Genomic DNA, 16039 nt, shown 5'->3' with positions numbered 1-16039 from the left:
AGCTTGAAGCGTTGTTTAAGATAAGCAAGGCCATCGCATCGGATAACTATCTTGAAGATATACTGAAGCTTATCGTTGCAGTAACAGCGCAGGTGATGAATTCCATGATCTGCTCGCTTCTTCTTGTAGATGAAAAGAAACAGGAGTTTGTCGTCAGGGCGTCGCAGAGCGTAAGCGAAGAATATAATAAAAAACCGCCCCTGAAAACTACCGAAGGCATAGCGGGAAAAGCCGTTAAGGAAAAGAAACCGATTGTTGTGAAAGACCTTATGGATGCGAAAGATTATAAGTACAGGGAACTGGCGGAAAAAGAGGGGCTTAAGTCGCTTTTATGCGTGCCTCTTATCGTTAAAGACAAGGTTATCGGGGTTATAAATTGTTACACGCCGGTAAAACATGAATTTACATATGGGGAAATCAACATATTGAAAAGCATTGCCCATCAGGCCGCCGTCGCGATTGAAAATACCGAATTAATGGTCAAAACAAGAGTTATCCAGGAAGAACTTGAAGCGAGGAAGAAAATCGAGCGGGCAAAAGGTATTTTAATGCAGGAAGAAGGATTAAAGGAACAGGAAGCATACAGCAGGATCCAGAAATTCGCGATGGATAACAGAAAGACCATGAGAGAAATTGCGGAAGCGATTATTCTTTCCTGTGAGATGAGAAAAAACCGCAATACCAAATAAACAAAAGACTGTAAAAACAGAAAACCTTCAAAATTTTTTAACTACAGATTACTCAGACAATAGTCCTCAGCGATTTACCACTAGGGATTCGAAGAATTCCAGGGCTTTAGTCCTTTTATAGGATTTTGCAAAGCAAAACAGCAGAGGATATATACAGATTTAAATTCTAAATCCTAATATCTAATTTCTAAACAAATCCCAATAACCAAAATTCCAATATTCAAAGTAATGTTTTGAATTTTGAAAATTAGTGCTTTAATATTATTTAGTATTTTGGATTTAGTGATTAGGATTTTACGTTTCTCGTTATTTAAACACTTCCCCCGTTTCCCTGGACCACAAAAGCAAATCAAGATCAGGCATGGGAATACCGGTCTTTTTTGAAAAAGCCTTAAGCTTTTTTTCCATAAGAAGATATTGTTTTCTTGTTATGGATTTCGGTATCGATCTTATTATTTTCAGTCTTTTCATATTCTTCAGAATGTGCACGTCAAGTATCGCGAGTTCGCCGCCGCAGCCGATATTCCTCAGGAAGTGGCTTGCCTCCTTATATCCCATGCCTTTTATGTTTTTTACGAGCAGGTCCCTTGTTTGCAAGATTTTTGAATAGGTCATTTCAGCGTCGCGGGTCGGGATAAAACTCGGCGAAAAACATTTTCTTGCGGCTATGATGAAACGGCTCTTATTATTATGGAACCTTACGCCGGCTTTCTTCAGGGTTCGGCTTATCTGCGCATGAGTTCCTCCCTCGAGTAATCGCTCTTTTTCAAGAAGATGGATGGCTTTCGCGCCTGCCTTCGCTTTTGACTGGGGTGTGCACAGGCAGAAACAGAGCTCCGCGAAAATTTTATCTTTGGATGTTTTCCGCAGAGACCTGAAACCCGATAACCTTTGCCGAATAACGGCCTTCCTTAAATTGTAAAGGTCTAGTAATTCTCGCATTGAAGCTCGAAATAATCCCTGGGATGCAGGCATGTAGGACATTTTTCAAGCGCTTCGGCCCCTTCGTGGATATATCCGCAGTTTCTGCATTTCCATTTTACGGTTTTTTCTTTTTTAAATACCCTGTCATTTTCTATATTTGCGGCCAGCTTAAGGTATCTTTTTTCATGCGCTACTTCGACTTCCGCGATTTTTCTGAATTGGTGCGCAATTTCCGGAAAACCTTCTTCATCCGCTGTTTTTGCGGCCCCGGGGTATAATTTTGTGTGTTCTTCATTTTCTCCGGCCGCCGCCGCCTTGAGGTTGTCAAGTGTATTCCCCAGTTCAACAGGGTACTCCGCCTCGACTTTTGCCGTTGCAGGTTTACTGCAGGCTCCGAGCCCGTCTACAAGGAGTTTGAAAAACCGTTTGGCATGTTCCTTCTCATTGTCTGCTGTTTCCTGGAAGATAGCTTCTATCTGCTTATATCCGTCTTTCTTTGCCGCGGAAGCGTAGTAAGTATACCGGTTCCTCGCCTGTGATTCACCCGCAAATGAAGCTATCAGATTTTTTTCCGTTTTGGTCCCTTTCAGATTCTTAGCCATGTTTACCTCCGATTTGTTTTTGGACTTCTTCCGTTATTTGTTTAAGTTTTTCTTCGTTTGGTATGTATTGTATTTTGATGCCGTTTAACAGGTTTAATCCCATCTCTTTAAAAACGTTTTCGATTATTCCTACACTTTGCCCTCCCCAGCCGAATGAACCGAAGGCAAGGGCTGTCCGGTTCCTGGGGGCAAGGCCTTTGAAGTAGGTTAAAAAAGAGCTCACTGTAGGCAGAATATTGTTGTTCAAGGTGGGGGATCCCAGGCAGATATATTTTGAGGTTATAATATCGGTCATAATATCAGATATATGAGTTAACTTCAGGTTGTATATATTACAGTTAATATTTTTGTTTTCAAACGCGTTTTTTATGGCGCGGGCTATTTTTTCCGTTGATTCCCACATGGTGTCATACACGATGGTGCATTTTTCCTCGGTTTTGTTCCCGGCCCATTTGACATATTCATTTAAGATCTCAGGAATGTGTTTCGTCCATATGATTCCGTGGCTTGGGGCAATCATATCGATTTTAAAAGGTTTCAAACTTTCCAGCACGTTTTGCACCTGAGAACCGTACGGGAGAACGATATTCGCATAATATTTTTTAGCCTCTTCGATTAATATATCAAAGGGATATTCGGTATCAAGCCGTTCCGAGGAAGCTATATGTTGTCCGAAAGCGTCGTTTGAAAATATCAGGGCGTCTTTTTCGGAATAAGTAGCCATGTTATCCGGCCAGTGAACCATTTGTTCCATTACAAAAGACAGCTCCCGTGAGCCTATATTCAGCTTGTCTCCCGTTTTGACGGTTTTGAAATTCCATGATTTCCCGTAATGCGCCTTAAGCCCTTTTTCACCCGGGACGGATGTGATAACCGTTGCATCAGGTATAAGTCCGGCAAGACGCGGAAGGGAACCGGAATGGTCCATTTCGACATGATTTGAAATAACATAATTTATTTTTTTCGGGTCTATGATATCCGATATCCTGCTTAACATCTCCTCATACAGATAATGTTTTACAGTATCGATAAGGGTGATTTTTTCATCTATTATCAGGTAGGCGTTGTAAGTGGAGCCGCGTTGGGTCATGTAGCCGTGAAAGTTTCTTAAGTTCCAGTCAATTCCGCCGACCCAGTATATATTTTCTTTGAGTTTTATCGATTTCACTTAAGAAACCTCTTCAAACTGGTCTTTCCCGACTCCGCACACGGGGCATACCCAGTCTTCGGGGATGTCCTGGAAACTTGTTCCGGGATTGATGCCGTGTTCGGGGTCGCCTTTTCCCGGGTCATATATGTAGCCGCATACCGCGCATTTATATTTTTTCATTTTATCTCCTTTCCTGTCAGCCCAATCTCCGGTTTTTTTCGTTTCGGCGGTGTATGTGGGGGCGTTCTTTGAGGTTTTGCCGCCTTTTATTTCATGATAACAAGCGTAGGTAAGAGGCTTGCCGACGGCTAAGATATCGGCATTTATTATCTTTGCGACGAAAAATATGTAGTGCATGATGCTGATCTTCTGTTGGACCTCGCATTCAAAATAGGAAATACAGTTTTCGGTCACTATCGGCAGGCCGGTTTTTTCAGAGATGAAATGTTCAGTATCGGAAAATTTATCTATGTCGCGTCCCGACCTGAAACCGAACTTCCCTATGAATTGCAGGGGGGTGGCATCTTCAAGAACCGAAATGGAAAACCTGCCGGTGTTTGCAATCATGCCGCAGGTCAGGTTGACCGTATTAAGGCAAACACCCAGGACAGGCGGATTATCAACCATTTGGCCGCCGACATTGGCGATCTGCCCGTTTAGTTTCCCTCCGTCTTTTGCGGAAACAATATACATACCATATGAAAGGCTGCAGAGCGCTTCCTTTATTTTCATTTCAGTAAAGCCTCTAATATCCCAGTATTTCTTTCATGTCCTCTTCAGGTGTTTTTATCGGTTTGATATCGAAATTTTCCTGAAGTATCTTAAGAACATTCGGAGTAATAAAAGCAGGCAGGCTTGGCCCTATCCTGATACCCTTAATCCCAAGATAAAGTAAAGTCAGGAGAATTGCAACTGCTTTTTGTTCAAACCAGGACAATACAATGGAAAGAGGAAGCTCATTAACTCCCGTGTTAAATACTTTTGACAGCGCCAGAGCCACCTGTATCGCCGAGTAAGCGTTATTGCATTGCCCGATATCTATTAATCTCGGGATGCCGTCAATATCGCCGAAATCAAGTTTGTTGAACCGGTATTTTCCGCAGGCAAGTGTCAGGATTACACAGTCCCCGGGCACTTTTTCGGCAAATTCGGTATAGTAATTTCTTCCGGGTTTTGCGCCGTCGCAGCCTCCTATAAGGAAAAATCGCCTGATTTTTTTCTCTTTCACGGCCTTAACTATTTTATCCGCTATTGATAGAATTGCGGTGTGATGGAACCCCGTCATTATTTTTTTGCCGGGTTTTTCCTTTAGCGGCGGCAGGGATTTTGCTTTTTCGATGACCGGAGTGAAATCGCGCCCTTTGATATGTGCCGCTCCCTCAATCCCTGTGATTGAACATGTAAAAAGACGGTCGAGATAAGTATTTCCGGGAGGGATCAGGATGCAGTTCGTATTTGCCAATATTGCCCCGGGAAACTCGTTGAATTCTTTTTTCTGTTCCTGCCATGCGCCCCCGAAATTGCCTGCCAGGTGCTTGAATTTTTTTATTTCGGGGTAACCGTGCGCGGGAAGCATTTCGGAATGCGTATAAATGTTTATCCCTGTTCCTTCAGTCTGCTTCAGCAGTTCATACAGGTCAAGCAGGTCATGGCCGGTTATAAGGATCCCGGGTCCGGATTTAGTGCCTGTTTCTACTTCGGTAGGTATAGGGTTGCCGAATTTTTCGGTGTTGGCTTTATCAAGCAGTTCCATTGTCTTGAGGTTTATTTTACCGCATTTCAGCACTATATTTACATAATCCTGCAGGTCGAAACTTACATTTGTGACAGTTTTAAAAAGGGCTTCATGCATAAAAGCATCCACTTCCGGGTCCGATTTTCCAAGCTCTCTTGCGTGATAAGCATAGGCCGCGATTCCTTTTAGCCCGAAAAGCAGTATATCCTGAAGACTCTGAATATCCGGATTTTTCCCGCAAACCCCCTGTACTGTGCAGCCTTTGCCGCCGGCTGTCTGTTCGCACTGGTAACAAAACATAATAACCCCCTTTAAGTTAAAGATGATAAAGTTATTTTTTTCAGTTCTTTGTCCACATGTCTGGACAGGCTTAATATTTTTTTCCTGACACTGCATATTTTCCTGTTCGGGCAGGGTTCGTTTCTGAGCAGGCAGTTTGTGAAGTCAACCGGTCCCTGGAAAATGCTTATGATATCCGATACGTTGATTTTTTCGGGGGCTTTTAATAATGAAAACCCCCCGTGTTTTCCCCTGCCGGATTTGAGGATTTTGTTTTTTGATAAAGTCTGGAGCAATTTTCTGAGCAGGGCCTTCGGCAGGTTTAAAGCCCGCACGATTTCATCCACAGTGATTATCCTGATTTTCCGCTTATCCGCTCTTCCTATAAAAATCAGCGCCCTTACGGCGTAATCCGTATCCCGGGTCAACAGTTTCATTCCCTTTCCCCTTCTTGTGATATATAATGATACTAAAATAGTATCATTAAGGAATATTGTCAAGAAAAAAATAGTTTTTTTATCTGTTTTCGCATAAAATGTCATGATATGAATGATAATTCGTCAAATAAATCGTTTTTCAGTTCGGGAATCCAGTCTCTTGACCTGATGCTTCAGGGTATCCTCGCGGGCGATAACGTAGTATGGCAGGTCGATGATATCAAGGATTATTTTTCGATAGTGGAGCCCTTCTGCAGGCATGCATACAAAGAAGGTAAAAAACTTATATATTTTCGCTTCGCCGAACACGGCCCTCTCCTGCCGGAAGATGTGAAAGCCCAGATCTATAAACTCGAACCCCGCCTCGGGTTTGAACAGTTCATATCCGATATATTTAAAGTAATTGAAAAATTCGGCAAGGGCGCCTGTTATGTTTTTGACTGCCTTTCAGGGCTTGCGGTTGACTGGTACAGCGACAGGATGCTCGGCAATTTCTTTATGTTGACCTGCCCATATCTTTATGATTTCGAGACAGCCACTTATTTTGTGCTTTTCAGGAATCAGCATACCCCCTTTGCCATAAAAGCCATACACAGCACCGCTCAGGTGGTTATAGATGTGTTTAAGAGCGGAGAAAAAATGTATTTGCTTCCCCTTAAGGTCTTTAAACGGTATTCTCCGACGATGTATATGCTTCACAGCCGGGAAGGGGATGTTCTCCTCCCCGTTAAAAGAAGCGTGACCGTTTCGGAAATCATGTCCAGGGTCCCTCAGCCATGGATAGACGGGAATATCAATCCGCAGGATACGTGGACCAGTACTTTTATCAGGGCTCAGAGCATCTATGAAAAAATGGAAAAGGGCAGCAGGGCGGGCAAGGAGGAAGTCAAATCGCTGAAAGAACAGTTGATTAAAATGATAATAACCCGCGACGATGAGCTTCTTCGGCTGTGCGAGAAGAATTTTGATATTTCCGATTTGATTTCGATAGGGAAGAGGATGATAGGGACCGGACTTATCGGAGGCAAATCAGCTGGAATGCTTCTTTCAAGGGCGATATTGAAAAAAACAAATCCGCGTTGGGATGATTTGCTTGAAACACATGATTCTTTTTTCATCGGTTCGGATGTTTTTTATACTTATGTGATTCAGAATAAGTGCTGGTGGGAAAAACATAACCTGAAATACTCGGATAAGGTGTTTGATGACGCGAGTAATATACGTCAAAAACTTGAGAAGGGGAATTTCCCTCAGGATATCATAGAACAGCTTAAAGAAATGCTTAATTACTTCGGCCAGTCGCCTTTCATTGTGAGGTCGAGCAGCCTTCTGGAGGATGCTTACGGGAATGCTTTTTCGGGGAAATACGAAAGTGTTTTCTGCGCAAACCAGGGAACGCCCGAAGAACGCCTTAAAAACCTTATTTCCGCGGTCAGGGATGTTTATGCGAGCACAATGAGTGAAGACGCGCTGTCATACCGTATTCACAGGGGTATATTGAAAAGAGAAGAGCAGATGGCTTTGCTGGTACAGAGGGTTTCAGGCTCTTTTTACGGTGATCTGTATTTTCCTCAAATAGCGGGTGTCGGATATTCTTTTAATCCTTTTGTATGGAACAGCAAAATCGATCCGGCAAAGGGAGTAATAAGACTTGTATTCGGGCTGGGAACCCGCGCGGTTGACCGTTATGATGAGGATTATACCAGAATAGTCGCGCTTAATGCCCCGTTGATAAGGCCCGAATCTTCTTTTGATGATGTAAAAAAATATACCCAGAAAGTTGTGGATGTCATTGACCTCTCGGAGAATAAGCTGTCCTCATATGATTTTGAGGAGGTGGCGAAGAAGAGCCCCGAAATACCGATGGAAATTTTCGCGACGAAAGTTAAAGAAATGGAAGAAAGAGCGAAGGAATATAATATCAGGAATGTTTTCCCGTGGATGATATCATTCGAAAAGCTTCTGACGGAAACTTCGTTTGTAGATAACATTTCCCGGATGATGAAAGAAATAGAGAAAGCTTACAGCCATCCGGTTGATATAGAATTTGCGGCTAATTTTTTGAATGAAAAAGATTACAGGATAAACCTGCTGCAGTGCAGGCCGTTTCAGGTTATCGGAGAGCTAAGAGAGATTAAGTCTCCGGACAATATTGTTAAGGAAAACATAATACTACAGACAAGCGGCCCTATTATCGGGCAGACAGCTTCTCGGAAGATAGATAAAATAATATTTGTTTTACCCGGGAAGTACGGGAATATGCCCATTACAGACAGATATTCGGTAGCCAGGTTGATAGGGAAATTGACGAATATGAAGAGCAAGGATGAAAATATTATGCTTATCGGCCCGGGAAGATGGGGCACCAAGATGCCTTCGCTGGGGATACCCGTTTCTTTTTCGGAGATAAAAAACGTGGCGGTTCTATGCGAACTCGCGATAATGCGCAAAGACCTTACGCCGGATATATCGCTGGGCACGCACTTTTTTAATGATCTGGTCGAAATGGAAATAATATATCTCGCGATATTTCCGGAAAGAGAAAAATATTTTATTAACAATCAGATTTTGGAAGGCGCACGGAATAAGCTAAAGGAACTGACACATGTTTCCGGGTCATTCGCGGATGCGGTGCATGTTATTGATACGGCTGAACTGAAGAAAGGCTTCGGTTTATATATTCATGTAAACGCCCTGAAACAGGAAGGGATGGTGTTCCTTTCGGAGGAAATAAAAGGGAAGTGAAGACCGCTACAGCAGGTATTTTGCCGCGACGGGCATTCTTCTTCCCATGCCGAATGCGGTAGATGTGACTTTTAAACCCGGCGCCGCCTGTTTTCTTTTATATTCGTTCTTATTGATTGTATTTACAACCCATCTTACAGTATTTTTGGGAAGGTTTTTCCCCGCGATTTCGGAAACCGGCAGTTTTTTGTCTATATATAATTCAATTATTTTATCGAGCGCGCCATAGGGCGGAAGCGTGTCCTGATCTGTCTGTCCCGGCTTGAGTTCGGCCGAAGGGGCTTTTGTAACTATATTGAGGGGTATGATATCGCCGTTATTGTTGATGTGCCGGGCGATTTGATATACAAGAGTCTTGGGTACGTCCGAGAGTACGCTCAACCCGCCGCTCATATCTCCGTATAATGTGCAATAACCCACCGCAAGTTCGCTTTTATTGCCTGTTGACAGAACAAGCCATCCGAATTTGTTCGACAGTGCCATTAAAATATTGCCTCTGACCCTTGCCTGGATATTTTCTTCGGTGATGCCGGGGCCGGTGTTTTTAAAATGTGTTTTGAGGGAAGACTCAAATGAAGCGACGATCCTGTTTATAGGTATCGTTTTTGATTCTATCCCGAGATTTTCTATGAGTTTTTTTGAATCCTCAATGCTGGACATGGAAGAGAATTTTGAAGGCATCATGATTCCCGTTACGTTTTCTGTTCCCAGCGCCCTTGCCGCGATACAGCACACCACCGCGGAATCTATGCCGCCCGAAATTCCCAGAACAACTTTTTTAAACCCGCATTTTTTCACATAATCCTTTAACCCGAGACAGAGAGCATTATATACAGATTCGGTTTTATTCAAGGGCCTAAACACTATCGGTTCCTGTTTCCCATCCGTATCTATTAATTCAGTGGTTTCTTTAAATGAGGGCAACGAGGTATTCAGGCGGCCTTTACTGTCTATATACATGCTGCCGCCGTCGAATATCAACTCATCATTTCCCCCCGCCTGGTTGACAAAGAGGAAGGGAACATTGAATTTTCTGGCCTGGTCGCCGAAAAGTTCGAAACGGATTTTATCCTTGGACACCTGATACGGGGATGCGGACAGATTGATTATTATATCCGCTTTTTTCCCGGCAAGTATTTTTACCGGATTAGAGGCGTATTGTTTGTTGTAAACGCCCGATTTTCCGGAATTCCATGCGTCTTCGCATATTGTGATACCGAGTTTTTTATTTTTAAAATATACCGGCCGGATTTCATCCGAAGGCTGAAAATATCTTGTTTCATCAAAAACATCATATGCGGGCAGAAGAGTTTTGTGTATGGTCGCGATCAGTCTGCCGTTATAGCAGAGGAGAGCGGAGTTGTAAAGTTTTTTGCCCGCGATTTCTTTTGCCGGCGTTATGCTCCCGACCAGAATACCCGTACCTTTATATTTTTTCGATATTTTCAGCACTTCTTTATTTGCTTTGAACACCAGTTTAATAAACCACCTGCTTGTAAGCAAATCCCTTGGCGGATAACCTGTTATGAATAATTCAGAGAAGACTGCCAAATCCGGTTTGAGTAAACGGAACTGCTTCAGGATTTTTTCGAGTTTGGACAGGTTTCCTGTAATGTCTCCCACAACGGGATTTAACTGTGCGATGGCTATTTTCATAGAAGTTATTCTAAAGAAGCATTTATATTACGTCAAGATATATGAAAACCCGGAATTTTAAAATTTTTATTGAACACTCATGGATATCATATATACTATTACATACTTTTTAATTATATCAATCAACACAAAGACGTGGTGGTTGTTTTTAAGTAGGTTGAGACAAAGATGTCCTTAAACCGAAAGGGCATCTTTTTATTTAACGGGTACTATCAAAGAGGAGGTATTTATGTCTTACATTAAAGATGTTCTGGCGCTTGTCAAAAGCCGGAATGCAGGTGAACTTGAATTCCATCAGGCTGTCGAAGAAGTTTTTGAATCTCTGGAGCCCGTTATGGACCGTCATCCTGAGTTTCAGAAAGCAAAGTTGCTTGAGAGGATTGTTGAACCGGAAAGAGTTATAATGTTCAGAATCCCGTGGATGGATGATGACGGGGAGTATCAGGTAAACAGGGGTTTCAGAATCGAAATGAACAGCGCTCTCGGCCCTTATAAGGGCGGATTGAGATTTCATCCCACAGTTAATCTTGGAATACTGAAATTTTTGGCGTTTGAGCAGGTCTTTAAGAATTCACTTACGACACTTCCCATGGGAGGCGGTAAGGGCGGTTCGGATTTTGATCCGAAGGGAAAATCTGATTCGGAAGTTATGCGTTTCTGCCAGTCTTTTATGACTGAACTTGCAAGACACATCGGCCCGGATACAGATGTTCCCGCGGGTGATATCGGTGTCGGCGGAAGAGAGATAGGATATCTCTTTGGGCAGTACAAAAGGCTGAAAAACGAGTTTACGGGAGTCTTAACCGGCAAGAAATTAAATTGGGGAGGCTCTTTAATCAGGCCCGAAGCTACGGGATACGGCGCCGTTTACTTTGCCGAAGAAATGCTTAAAACAAGAAAAGATTCGATAAAGGGAAAAACATGTGTGGTATCGGGTTCAGGGAATGTGGCCCAGTATACTGTAGAGAAACTTCTGCAGATGGGAGCCAAACCCGTGTCGCTTTCCGATTCCAACGGTTCCATATACGACCCTAAAGGAATCAGCGCGGAAAAACTTGCGTTTATAATGGAATTAAAAAATGTAAAGAGAGGCAGGATAAAGGAATATGCGAAGAAATTCGGCGCGGAATATCTGGAAGGCAAGAAACCATGGGGAATAAAATGTGACGCCGCATTCCCTTCCGCTACTCAGAATGAGATTGACGGGGATGACGCGCAGACCCTTCTTGATAACGGCTGTTATGTTGTTGCTGAAGGGGCTAATATGCCTACGGTTCCGGAAGGCGTTAAAAAGTTTATCGACGCCGGAATTCTATACGGTCCCGGTAAAGCCGCAAATGCTGGCGGGGTAGCGACTTCAGGCCTTGAAATGTCCCAGAATTCAATGAGACTGTTATGGACGAGAGAAGAGGTTGATAGCCGCCTTAGAATAATTATGCAGTCCATACACGGAGCTGCCGCAAAAGCAGCAAAGGATTACGGACAAGAGGGCAATTATGTTCTTGGCGCAAACATTTCCGGATTTCTAAAAGTTGCCGATTCAATGATGGATCAGGGGCTGGTTTAAGCGAAAAAACAGGAAAAATAAAATCCCCCGCGGTCAATTATGGCTGTGGGGGATTTCTTCATTTATAAAAAGCAGCGGAAATACAATATCGCTGATGCAGCATGGGAGCCATACGGCAACAAATAGGAATATGAATACTATTGGGTATAAGTACCATTGATAGCCCATGCCTTTAGCCATAATGATATGAAATAAAGAAGCCCAGGTGCTTACAAGAACATGTCCGCTGTGGGGAAATTTTGTTTTTGGGTAAAAATATGCGATTGCGATGCCCGCTACCGCCAGGGGATTAACAAGCCACCATTCTTCGATGAATCCTATGTGGATGTGCCTGTTCGGCATTTCCAGCGCCCACTCGGCGAAATAAGGGATGATGCAATCGCTCAGAGTCGCAATCCCTATCGAGCCGGTGTACCCTATCACAAACAGGCCTAATAAGCTGCATTTTCCTTTGATTTTCCCGCATTTGTAAATTTTATACATGGAAGCCGTAACCAGCGCGCTCAATATTACATGGGTCGGATGAAGGATATAAAAGATATTATATGCGGTTTTTTCGGGTATGTTCTGGAAGAAAAACATGAGTATTATGCCCGAGACAGATCCAATGACCGTAAAGGGAGCGTGATTTCTTAATTCTTTTGTTATCTGTCTGAGCATTGCCATTTTTTTACCCTCCGGCACAGAATATGTTATCCGCCGAAATATATCGGCCTTGTGATATTCAGTATAATATCAGATAATCATAAAATTGGAATTTTTTTGTTAAAACACAGAAAAAATTATATAATAAAAAATACCGCAAATCGACTTAAAATGTGAAAGAGGAGGGGCGCGATGAGGAAAAATATACGGAATATGAAAAATGACGCAGGCAGGATTATAAAGGAATCCATCAAATCTGTTGACCCGGGGATGGCCGTTTCACGGATAGTAAGGCTTAAAGGCCGGTTTCTTTCGGTCGGGCAAAATAAAATAGACCTGGACAATATCAATAATATCTATGTTATAGGTCTGGGCAAAGCTTCTTCCCGGATGGCGGAGCCGCTGGAAAAAATGCTCGGTTCCAGGCTGACAGGGGGAATCATCAATACTAAATACGGGCATAATGCCGGGTTGAAAAAGATAAAGATAAATGAATGCGGACACCCCGTACCTGACAGGAATGGCTTAAGGGGGGCGAAGGAAATATGTGACTTTGTAAAGCAGGCCGGAGAGAACGATATTGTTTTCTGCCTGATATCCGGCGGCGGTTCGGCTCTTTTTCCCCTGCCGGCCGGCGGCCTTTCCTTTTCCGACAAGCAAAAGACAACCCAGCTTTTACTGAAATCCGGGGCTACAATACAGGAAGTGAATACGGTCAGGAAGCATATTTCTTCCGTTAAAGGCGGAAGGCTTGCAAAATTGATAAGCCCTGCCAGAGTAGTATCCCTGATACTTTCCGACGTTATAGGCGATGATGTGGGTTTTATAGCTTCCGGAGTGACAGCGCCGGATCCTACAACTTTCGCGGATTGCATTAACATTATAAAGAGCTATAGATTGCGGAAAAAAATGCCGTTACAGGTAATGGAATATCTTAACAGGGGGGCTAAAGTCTCTTGTATGGAAACGCCGAAACCCGGAGACCCTGTTTTTAAAAAAGTATCCAACGTTCTTGTTGGAACTAATTTTCTCGCTTGTGACGCGGCTATGAAAAAAGCAACATCACTGGGATATAACGCATTACTGCTTTCCACTGTGATAGAGGGGGAAACGAAAGATGTTGCCAAAGTTCATTCGGCTGTCGCTAAGGAAGTGCTGTTATCAGGCAATCCCGTTAAAAAACCGGCCTGCGTAATCTCTGGCGGAGAAACCACGGTTACAGTCAAAGGAAACGGCAAGGGTGGAAGAAATATGGAATTTTGCCTGGCTTGTGTTAAACATATAAGCGGATTTAATAACATTGTTATAGCGAGCGTCGGGACAGACGGGACGGACGGCCCCACGGATTCGGCGGGCGCTGTTGTAGACTCAGGCACTTTTGAAAAAGCTTTAAAGAAAAAATGCATTCCCGCGGAATATCTGGAGAATAACGATTCATACAATTTTTTCAGGAAATGCGGCGGCCTTTATATAACGGGCCCGACAGGCACTAATGTGATGGATATACGGCTTATGCTGGTTACATGATTTGTGAGAGGCGGTAGAAATGTCAGTCCATAAGTATAAGAACAAGAGCCACAGGAAAATCGCGATGATCCATTATTCGTATCCTCCGGTTATCGGGGGGGTGGAGTTTGTAATAGAGGGACATGCTAACCTCCTTTCGGAGATAGGCTATAAGGTTAAAATAATTACCGCTTCGGGAGGCGAAGCGACCGGCGGCGAAAATATTGAAATCGATAAAATAGAAGAAATATGGGGAGGCAATCCCATAGTCAAAAATTCATTCACCAAAAAAGGGAAAATAAGGAAAGATGTTTTTAACTGGGCAAAAAAACTGGTAAAAAAGAAACTCAGGAGCTCCCTGAAGGATGTTTCCGTTTGTATCATACATAACATTATGACTATGCACTTTAATCTGGTGCTTACAGCCGCCCTGTATGATCTGATAAATGAAATGAAAACCGTTAAATTTATCGTCTGGACACATGACTTGTCAATGATAAACCCCGATTACAGGCTCAAGTTTGAGGATGAATATCCCCGGGCGCTGTTGAAAAAATTTAATAAACATGCAAGATATGTGGCAATTTCCGAGGAGAGACAGAGACAGATGGCGTCTTTATTCGGCATAAAAAAGAGCAATATTAAAATAGTGCCCAACGGAATAGACGTGAAAGGCCTTCTTAATATTGATGATGAAATATGGAAATTTGCGGTTACTCAGGGCTTCTTTGAAAAAGATTTTGTCGCTTTTTTCGCCACCAGGATTTTAAAGAGAAAAAACATCGAAAAAGGCATGGATATAATCTATGAGCTGAAAAAAAGGGGACTGGACGTCCTTTATGTGATAACAGGGCCTCCTGATCCGCATAACAAAGAAGCTGTGAAGTATTATGAATACCTGCTGTCTTACAGGAAATCCAGAGGATTGGAAAAGCATGTGAGATTTATGACAAACGTAAAATCTTCCGCGGGCACGAGATTGCGGATAGACACAAGAAGGCTGAGAAACCTGTACAGGCTTTGCGATATACTTCTTTTAACTTCCAGTCAGGAGGGGTTCGGCCTGCCTTTGCTGGAAGCGGGTCTTTTCAGAATGCCTATATTTTGCAGCGATATCAAGCCCCTCCAGGAAGTCTTCGGTGAAAGCGCGGTGTATTTCGGTTTAAACGAATCTCCGAAAAAGATTGCGGATAAGATTATGGGGGTATGCCAGAAGAGCATATTACACAGGAACTTTAAAAAGGTCATGCTTAATTATTCCTGGCCGGCCATATACCATAAATATATTCTGAAGATTATTACTTGAAATATTTTTTGATGCTTTCTATTGTGTTTTCGATGCTGTTTCTGAGAGAACCGGGCTTATCGGAAAAGATATCTTCGATTTGCGATATCCCCGAAGAGTCGGTTATTATATCCAGTAATTGGTCGAGAGAATTGATATTGCTGATATGTTTGTTCTGGATAAATATCTTTATTTCCAGTCTATTTCCGAGCAGATAAGGCCCTGAATAGGTTGCGCGCTCGAATGATAATATCAGTTCATCGATAAACACATTAAAAGATTTTCCCTGTGTTTTTTCTCCCGTTTCCGCATATTTGCTTTCTTTCTCTTTGCCCTTCGTATTTTTTAAAGCAAGCAGATTGATCCGGCCATTGGTTCTCTGCTCCACATTTAATGATTGTATATCCAGAAAAAGTTCTGTGATGTGCAATGTATTCCGGAAAAGGTCCTTCCATATGTAGTTTGCTTTTATTGTTTTGATTTCAATCATAGGGTTCCGGGAAAACCCTTTTGGGTTAAAGATACTTGCATTGTGCACGGTAAGGCATGGTTCAAAGAGGTTTAGGTTCAGCGATTCTATATTCAGCTTTAATCCGGATTTAGCTTCGAAAATTATTTCCGCGGATTTTTTGATTATAAGATCTTTGCCGAACGTAAAAACGCATACCAAAAGCAGAACGGATATTATGAATCTGAATTTCCTTTTCTTTTTCATTTAAAATATTTTCTTATACCTTGTATTTGATGTCAATATTTGATATTTATTTTTAGTCTTGTCATGGATAGCATCTTTGGTATAATTACCGAAAATTTAAAATA

General features: G+C 42.6%; 12 protein-coding genes and 4 pseudogenes. 6 read left to right on the top strand and 10 right to left on the bottom strand.

Annotation, left to right across the window (positions count from 1 at the left end; genetic code table 11):
• The first annotated feature begins 104 nt into the window (after window positions 1-104).
• A pseudogene (locus M0R36_02875) lies at window positions 105-407 on the top strand (GAF domain-containing protein).
• An 87-nt stretch (window positions 408-494) separates the two neighbouring features.
• Window positions 495-689 (top strand): annotated as a pseudogene (locus M0R36_02870) (ANTAR domain-containing protein).
• A 306-nt stretch (window positions 690-995) separates the two neighbouring features.
• Here the strand turns inward: M0R36_02870 and M0R36_02865 are convergent.
• From M0R36_02865 to M0R36_02835, 7 genes and pseudogenes are all read right to left on the bottom strand, one after another.
• Entirely contained in the window at window positions 996-1631 is a 636-nt protein-coding gene (locus tag M0R36_02865; protein MCK9554744.1) for an N-glycosylase/DNA lyase, read from the bottom strand.
• A complete protein-coding gene (locus tag M0R36_02860) occupies window positions 1616-2215 on the bottom strand; it encodes a rubrerythrin family protein (GenBank protein MCK9554743.1) in 600 nt (199 codons plus the stop codon). Before M0R36_02860 ends, M0R36_02865 begins: the two co-directional genes overlap by 16 nt.
• Window positions 2208-3383 (bottom strand): FprA family A-type flavoprotein, encoded by a 1176-nt coding sequence (locus tag M0R36_02855; GenBank protein MCK9554742.1) that lies wholly within the window; start codon window positions 3381-3383, stop codon window positions 2208-2210. Before M0R36_02855 ends, M0R36_02860 begins: the two co-directional genes overlap by 8 nt.
• A gap of 6 nt (window positions 3384-3389) precedes the next feature.
• Window positions 3390-3545 (bottom strand): annotated as a pseudogene (locus M0R36_02850) (rubredoxin).
• A 165-nt stretch (window positions 3546-3710) separates the two neighbouring features.
• Window positions 3711-4058 (bottom strand): annotated as a pseudogene (locus M0R36_02845) (flavin reductase family protein).
• Window positions 4059-4110: 52 nt separating this feature from the next.
• Window positions 4111-5400 (bottom strand): hydroxylamine reductase, encoded by a 1290-nt coding sequence (gene hcp, locus M0R36_02840; protein ID MCK9554741.1) that lies wholly within the window; start codon window positions 5398-5400, stop codon window positions 4111-4113.
• A gap of 11 nt (window positions 5401-5411) precedes the next feature.
• Entirely contained in the window at window positions 5412-5816 is a 405-nt protein-coding gene (locus tag M0R36_02835; GenBank protein MCK9554740.1) for an Rrf2 family transcriptional regulator, read from the bottom strand.
• 108 nt (window positions 5817-5924) lie between these two features.
• Between M0R36_02835 and M0R36_02830 the strand changes: the two genes are divergently transcribed.
• Window positions 5925-8561: a PEP/pyruvate-binding domain-containing protein gene (locus tag M0R36_02830; protein ID MCK9554739.1), complete on the top strand. Its 2637-nt coding sequence runs from the start codon at window positions 5925-5927 to the stop codon at window positions 8559-8561.
• Between the two features lie 6 nt (window positions 8562-8567).
• Here M0R36_02830 and M0R36_02825 read toward each other — a convergent pair whose 3' ends face one another.
• The gene (locus M0R36_02825; protein MCK9554738.1) at window positions 8568-10217 is read right to left on the bottom strand and encodes an NAD+ synthase; all 1650 of its coding nucleotides are present in this window, start codon (window positions 10215-10217) and stop codon (window positions 8568-8570) included.
• A gap of 229 nt (window positions 10218-10446) precedes the next feature.
• Between M0R36_02825 and gdhA the strand changes: the two genes are divergently transcribed.
• Window positions 10447-11784, top strand: a complete 1338-nt coding sequence (gdhA, locus tag M0R36_02820; GenBank protein MCK9554737.1) for an NADP-specific glutamate dehydrogenase — start codon at window positions 10447-10449, stop codon at window positions 11782-11784.
• Window positions 11785-11817: 33 nt separating this feature from the next.
• On the opposite strand, the gene M0R36_02815 is transcribed toward gdhA, so the two are convergent.
• On the bottom strand, window positions 11818-12444 hold the full coding sequence (locus M0R36_02815; GenBank protein MCK9554736.1) for a hypothetical protein: 627 nt from the start codon (window positions 12442-12444) through the stop codon (window positions 11818-11820).
• Between the two features lie 177 nt (window positions 12445-12621).
• On the opposite strand from M0R36_02815, the gene M0R36_02810 reads away from it, so the two are divergent.
• Together M0R36_02810 and M0R36_02805 are read left to right on the top strand one after the other, a co-directional pair.
• Window positions 12622-13956 (top strand): glycerate kinase, encoded by a 1335-nt coding sequence (locus M0R36_02810; protein ID MCK9554735.1) that lies wholly within the window; start codon window positions 12622-12624, stop codon window positions 13954-13956.
• 19 nt (window positions 13957-13975) lie between these two features.
• The gene (locus M0R36_02805) at window positions 13976-15241 is read left to right on the top strand and encodes a glycosyltransferase family 4 protein (GenBank protein MCK9554734.1); all 1266 of its coding nucleotides are present in this window, start codon (window positions 13976-13978) and stop codon (window positions 15239-15241) included.
• Here the strand turns inward: M0R36_02805 and M0R36_02800 are convergent.
• Window positions 15234-15935 (bottom strand): hypothetical protein, encoded by a 702-nt coding sequence (locus M0R36_02800; protein ID MCK9554733.1) that lies wholly within the window; start codon window positions 15933-15935, stop codon window positions 15234-15236. The two genes, M0R36_02805 and M0R36_02800, sit on opposite strands and share 8 nt — an antisense overlap.
• Window positions 15936-16039 lie beyond the last annotated feature (104 nt).

The organism is bacterium (assembly GCA_023228325.1).
Lineage (GTDB): Bacteria > Auribacterota > UBA6266 > UBA6266 > UBA6266 > UBA6266.
This window is presented reverse-complemented; position numbering and strand designations above follow the sequence as displayed.

What these genes read in the sequence shown, in the direction of transcription:
- gdhA (MCK9554737.1), top strand. Translation starts at nt 10,447, where the DNA reads ATGTCTTACATTAAAGATGTTCTGGCGCTTGTCAAAAGCCGGAATGCA.
- M0R36_02815 (MCK9554736.1), bottom strand. Translation starts at nt 12,444, where the DNA reads ATGCTCAGACAGATAACAAAAGAATTAAGAAATCACGCTCCCTTTACG.
- M0R36_02860 (MCK9554743.1), bottom strand. Translation starts at nt 2,215, where the DNA reads ATGGCTAAGAATCTGAAAGGGACCAAAACGGAAAAAAATCTGATAGCT.
- M0R36_02825 (MCK9554738.1), bottom strand. Translation starts at nt 10,217, where the DNA reads ATGAAAATAGCCATCGCACAGTTAAATCCCGTTGTGGGAGACATTACA.
- M0R36_02810 (MCK9554735.1), top strand. Translation starts at nt 12,622, where the DNA reads ATGAGGAAAAATATACGGAATATGAAAAATGACGCAGGCAGGATTATA.
- hcp (MCK9554741.1), bottom strand. Translation starts at nt 5,400, where the DNA reads ATGTTTTGTTACCAGTGCGAACAGACAGCCGGCGGCAAAGGCTGCACA.
- M0R36_02830 (MCK9554739.1), top strand. Translation starts at nt 5,925, where the DNA reads ATGAATGATAATTCGTCAAATAAATCGTTTTTCAGTTCGGGAATCCAG.
- M0R36_02835 (MCK9554740.1), bottom strand. Translation starts at nt 5,816, where the DNA reads ATGAAACTGTTGACCCGGGATACGGATTACGCCGTAAGGGCGCTGATT.
- M0R36_02800 (MCK9554733.1), bottom strand. Translation starts at nt 15,935, where the DNA reads ATGAAAAAGAAAAGGAAATTCAGATTCATAATATCCGTTCTGCTTTTG.
- M0R36_02805 (MCK9554734.1), top strand. Translation starts at nt 13,976, where the DNA reads ATGTCAGTCCATAAGTATAAGAACAAGAGCCACAGGAAAATCGCGATG.
- M0R36_02865 (MCK9554744.1), bottom strand. Translation starts at nt 1,631, where the DNA reads ATGCGAGAATTACTAGACCTTTACAATTTAAGGAAGGCCGTTATTCGG.